General features: G+C 34.0%; 1 protein-coding gene. It reads left to right on the top strand.

Features of this window, described 5'->3' with window-relative positions; all coding sequences use genetic code 11:
- Nucleotides 1-427 precede the first annotated feature (427 nt).
- On the top strand, nucleotides 428-608 hold a 181-nt coding region (locus tag M1B78_RS18505; RefSeq protein ID WP_257941501.1), incomplete at its 3' end, for a hypothetical protein.

Below are 608 nucleotides of genomic sequence, written 5' to 3'. Positions count from 1 at the left end.
CGGCGTAGACAAAAGAAAAGATAACAGGACTATAAATTATAGAAAAAGGTTGTGCCAACGTTTTGACACAACCTCTTGTTCTATACTTGAATGTTAGCGTACTCACATTTGAAGGCTATAATACCTCATTGCCTCCATCCAATTCTTACCAGCTACGGCAAGAATGTGCTTAAATGAATTTGCAATCTTCTTTTTCATAATCTTAAAAAATTAAACCAATACCTCAAAACTAAAATTCAATACTTCAAAAGGGGAAAATACTTAAAGCATTACGTAACCCCAAATGTTCTTATCGGCCTCACCGACATGCTTAAAAAAACTCTTTAACATTTTCATTTTGTTATCCTCCTAAAATCAATCTTGTTATCCTTAAGAAATCTACTAGTTTTCTATTGTTTTCATGTTTTACAACACAAAAATAAGACCTTTGTTCAAGACGGCAAGTAATAAATTAGAGAAAAACATGTTTCATAACACATTTATTGATTTAAGTCAATTTTCAGGGAGAAAGGAGACAAACCATCGCAGACAAAAAAGAGGTTGTGTCAAAATGCTGGCACAACCTTTTTTTATGCGCAAAGCCCGGACTTTCCCAAGCCCAGGCTTTG

This window comes from Bacteroides muris (ex Fokt et al. 2023) (assembly GCF_024704895.1).
GTDB classification, from domain to species: Bacteria; Bacteroidota; Bacteroidia; order Bacteroidales; family Bacteroidaceae; genus Bacteroides; species Bacteroides muris.
Note: the sequence above shows the minus strand (reverse complement) of the source record. Positions and strands in the feature narration are given on the sequence as shown.